Source organism: Cellulomonas algicola (assembly GCF_003851725.1).
Classification (GTDB): Bacteria; Actinomycetota; Actinomycetes; order Actinomycetales; family Cellulomonadaceae; genus Cellulomonas; species Cellulomonas algicola.
Genome location: NZ_BHYL01000071.1, coordinates 1 through 4,377 on the forward strand (window position 1 = coordinate 1; position 4,377 = coordinate 4,377).

Annotated in this window: 4 protein-coding genes; 3 read left to right on the forward strand and 1 reads right to left on the reverse strand. The window is 75.2% G+C overall.

Going from position 1 to position 4,377, the window contains the following annotated elements; genetic code table 11:
• Positions 1-91 precede the first annotated feature (91 nt).
• Positions 92-1,279, reverse strand: a complete 1,188-nt coding sequence (gene xylA / locus CTKZ_RS05645; protein WP_124342035.1) for a xylose isomerase — start codon at positions 1,277-1,279, stop codon at positions 92-94.
• 101 nt (positions 1,280-1,380) lie between these two features.
• Between xylA and CTKZ_RS05650 the strand changes: the two genes are divergently transcribed.
• The 3 genes from CTKZ_RS05650 to CTKZ_RS05660 all read left to right on the forward strand — a co-directional run.
• On the forward strand, positions 1,381-2,613 hold the full coding sequence (locus CTKZ_RS05650) for an ROK family protein (protein ID WP_200829648.1): 1,233 nt from the start codon (positions 1,381-1,383) through the stop codon (positions 2,611-2,613).
• Between the two features lie 152 nt (positions 2,614-2,765).
• Positions 2,766-3,821 (forward strand): lactonase family protein, encoded by a 1,056-nt coding sequence (locus CTKZ_RS05655; protein ID WP_124342037.1) that lies wholly within the window; start codon positions 2,766-2,768, stop codon positions 3,819-3,821.
• Positions 3,822-4,142: 321 nt separating this feature from the next.
• Positions 4,143-4,377: hypothetical protein (locus CTKZ_RS05660; protein WP_200829649.1), on the forward strand; the 235-nt coding region annotated here is incomplete at its 3' end.

Consider the following 4,377-nt stretch of genomic DNA (forward strand, 5'->3'; position numbering starts at 1 on the left):
GACCCGACCCCGGGGGACGGGGCCGGGTCGTCCGGACGGCCGACGACGCCGCCCGCCCGGTGCGGAGCCGGGGCGGGCGGCGTCGCGCGGGTCAGCGAGCGCCGAGCGCGTGCTCGAGCGCGAGCTGGTTGAGGCGGACGAAGCCGAAGCCGCGCTCGGCGACCGCGTCGACGTCGAGGTCCTCGTAGGACGAGGTGTCGGCGAGCAGGTCGTCGAGGGTCTCGCCCTCGGCGAGCGTGGGCTGCGACAGCTCGAGCACGCCGGCGGCCTCGAGCGCCTCCTGCACCTCGGGGTCGGCGCGGAACGCCTGCGCGCGCTCCTTGAGCAGGATGTACGTCGCCATGTTGGCCGACGCCGAGTCCCACACGCCCTGGAAGTCCTCGGTGCGCGACGGCTTGTAGTCGAAGTGGACCGGGCCGTCGTAGCGGGGGCCGCCACCCGGGAAGCCGTTCTCGAGCAGGTCGACCGTCGCGAACGCGGAGAACAGGTCGCCGTGGCCGAAGACGAGGTCCTGGTCGTACTTGATGGACTTCTGGCCGTTGAGGTCGATGTGGAAGAGCTTGCCCGCCCACAGCGCCTGGGCGATGCCCTGCGTGTAGTTGAGGCCGGCCATCTGCTCGTGGCCCACCTCGGGGTTGAGGCCGACGATGTCGGCGTTCTCGAGGCGGTCGATCAGGGCGATCGCGTGGCCGATCGTCGGCAGCAGGATGTCGCCGCGGGGCTCGTTCGGCTTGGGCTCGATCGCGATCTTGAGGTCGTAGCCCTTGCTCTTGATGTACGCGGCGACGGTGTCGATGCCCTCGGCGTAGCGGTCGTGCGCGGCCTTGAGGTCCTTCGCCGAGTCGTACTCGGCGCCCTCGCGGCCGCCCCACATGACGAACGTCGACGCGCCGAGCTCGGCGGCGAGGTCGACGTTGCGGACGACCTTGCGCAGGCCGTAGCGGCGCACGCGGCGGTCGTTCGACGTGAACGCGCCGTCCTTGAAGATCGGGTGGCTGAAGGTGTTGGTCGTGACCATCTCGACCGTGATGCCGGTGTCCGACAGCGCCTGCTTGAAGCGGTCGAGGATGCGGTCGCGCTCGGCCGCGTCGGAGCCGAAGGGCACGACGTCGTCGTCGTGGAACGTCACGTGCGCCGCGCCGAGCTCGGCCAGCTTGTGGACCGACTCGACCGGGTCCAGCCACGGCCGCGAGGCGCTGCCGAACTGGTCCTGGGCGTTCCATCCGACGGTCCACAGGCCGAAGGAGAACTTGTCGTCGCGGGTGGGCTTGCGGACCATCACGGACCTCTCGTCGTCGAGTGCCCTCGCGCGGCGGGGTCTGCCGCACGAGATTTGTTGTATGGATGAACTTATGGCGGATCCCGGCTAGGGTCAACCCCGTGAAGGCGACGGCGGCGCGGCAGGGGAGCCTGCGCGAGCACAACCTCGGGCTCGTGCTGCGGCAGGTGCTCGACGCGGCGGCGACCGGTGCCACCCCACCGTCGCGCGCCGACGTCGCCGCCGCGACCGGACTGACCCGGGCCACCGTCTCGTCGCTCGTCGACCGTCTCGTCGCCGGGGGGCTCGTCGCCGAGCTCGACCCCGTCCCGACGCAGCGCGCGGGTCGTCCCGCCGTCCCGCTCACCGCCGCCGCCGGCACGCTCGCCGCCCTTGGGGCCGAGGTGAACGTCGACTACCTGGGCGTCCGCGTCCTCGACCTGTCCCGCGGCGTCCTCGTCGAGCACGTCGAGCACGGCGACTTCCGGGGGAGCCACCCGACCGACGTCCTTCCCCGCCTCGGTGCCCTCGTCGATGCCGCGGTCGACGAGCTCGCCGCACTCGCCGTGGCACGCGAGCCCGACCAGCCGCGTGGTCCGCTCCGGCTCGCGGGCGTCGGCCTCGCGCTGCCGGGTCTGGTCGACGCGCGCGGCGGTGCCCTGCGCTACGCCCCCAACCTCGGCTGGCGCGACGTCGACGTCGCCACGCTCGCCGCCCGCGCCTCGCGGACCTTCGCCGCCCACCCGCCCCGGCTCGCCAACGAGGCCGACCTCGCCGCGCGCGCCGAGGCCGACGTCCGCCGCGCGCCGGGCCGGCGCCCGTCGTTCGTCTACGTCTCCGGGGAGATCGGCGTCGGTGGCGCGCTCGTCCTCGACGGCGACCTCTTCAGCGGACGCCACGGCTGGGCGGGCGAGCTCGGCCACACGCTCGTGGGCGACGGTCGCACGCTCGAGCAGGTCGCCGGGCAGGACGCGCTCCTGCGCGCCGCGGGTCTGGACCCGCACGACGGCCTCGACGCGCTCGTCGCCGCGGCCGCCGCGGACGCCCCGGGGGTGCGTGACGCCCTGACCGCCGCGGGCGCGGTCCTGGGCGCGGCGCTCGCCAACGTCGTCAACCTCGTCGACGTCGGTCACGTCGTCCTCGGCGGCACGTACGCGTCGCTCGCCGACCACGTCCGCGAGCCCGTCCTCGCCGCGCTGCACCGGCACGTCATCGGCGCCCCCTGGGCCGAGCCCACGGTCGACGTCGCACGGGCCGGCGACCACGCCGCGATGACGGGCGCCGCCCTCACGGTCCTGCGCGCCGTCGTCTCCGACCCGTCGGCCTGGCTCGTCGACGGTACCGACCCCGCCTGACCGCGACGCCCCGCGCGCGCCGCCTCCGCCGGACGGCGACCGCTGCCTCCGTCCTCGCCTGACGAGGCCGCCGACCGGCCGTCGGCGTCGCCACCGCTCGGGCGCGGACGTCGTCGGGTGCGGTGCTGCGGCCAGGTCTAGGCTCGACGGCCGTGACTCAGCTCTGGATCGGCACGTACCCCGAGGCAGGCGCCGGCACCCCCGTGGGGCTCGGTGAGGGCATCTGGCGGGTGACGCTCGACGACGCGACCGGTGCGCTCGGCGACGCGTCGCTCGTGGTCACGCTGCCGTCGCCGTCGTTCGTCGCGGCCTCGCCCGACGGGCGCACGCTGCACGCCGCGCTGGAGGTCGAGGACGGCGAGGTCGTGACGCTCGCGGTCGACGAGGACGGCGGGCTGACCGAGCGGTCGCGTCGAGCGTCGGGCGGCGCCTACCCGTGCCACGTGTCGACCGACGTCGACGGCCTCGTCGCGGTCGCCAACTACGGGTCCGGCCACCTCGGGCTGCTCGCGGCCGAACCGTCGGACGACGACGCCGCACCGGCCGCGTACGGCCACGAGGGCAGCGGCCCGGTGACCGACCGGCAGGAGGGCACCCACGCGCACTACGCGATCCTCGCGCCCGGCGGGCGGCACCTCCTCGTCGCGGACCTCGGGACCGACGAGCTGCGCCGCTACCGCGTCGTCGACGGCGGGGTCGAGCCCGACGGGATCGCCGCGACCCTGCCGCCCGGGACCGGCCCGCGGCACGTGGGCTTCGCCACCGACGGCCGCACCGCGTACGTCGCCGGGGAGCTCGACGTGCAGGTCCACGTGCTGACGTGGGACCCCGAGACCGCGACCGGCACCGCGAAGCAGACGGTTCCCGCGGTCGTCGGCGCGGCGACCGGCGACGACACCGGCCGGACGGACCCGGTGCGCCACCCCGCGTGTGCTCTGCCGTCCCACCTGGCCGTCGACGGCGACGAGCTGCTCGTGACGGTCCGCGGCGCCGACGTCCTCACGCGGTACACGATCGGGCCGGACGGGAAGCTGTCCGACGGCCGCTCGCACCCGCTCGGCGGGCACTGGCCGCGCCACTTCGCGGTCGTCGGCCCGTGGGTCGTCGTCGCCCTGGAACGCGCGCACCGCCTGGTGGTGCTGGCCGGTTCGGGCGAGGTCGTCTCGACCCTCGACCTTCCGTCGCCCACCTGCGTCCTCCCCGCCTGACCACTCGTCCTGCCTGCTCCCTTCTGCCGCCTGACCACTCTTCCTGCCTGCCCCTCCTCCTGCTCGACCACCCTTCCTGCCTGCCGGCGGGGTGGCGGGGGAGCGTGAGGTGGTCCTGCTGTGGCCGCTGCGGGCGCGCGGGGCGGCGCGGCGTCGTGACCGAATCGTGACCTTCTGCACTTACTGCCCTGTAAGTCTTTGTGGTCGACTGAGGCCAGCCGCGGGCGTACGCGATGCCGGGCGGGCGAGGGAGCCCGTCGACGGCAGGCCGCGGTCTCCGGCCGGTCAGGGGCCCGGCCGTGGTGTCACGAAGGAGTGACCGTGCTGCGTGCCCGTCCGACCCTGCGCACCCGCAGGGCCCCCGCCCACCCGCTCGGTGCCACGCGGACCGGCGTCCGCTCCGGCCCGCAGCGGTCCCCGCTGACAGCCGCCCTCGCGGCGCTGGCCCTGGCCGCCCCGCTCGCGCTCGTCGCGACGGTCACCGCCACGGCCGTCGCGCCCCCGGCCGCAGCGGCCGCGACACCCGGCGACCTCGCGCACACCGGCACGGCGACGG

Bases quoted from the DNA above. Each gene is read 5' to 3' on its own strand.
- xylA (WP_124342035.1), bottom strand. From the start codon at position 1,279: ATGGTCCGCAAGCCCACCCGCGACGACAAGTTCTCCTTCGGCCTGTGG.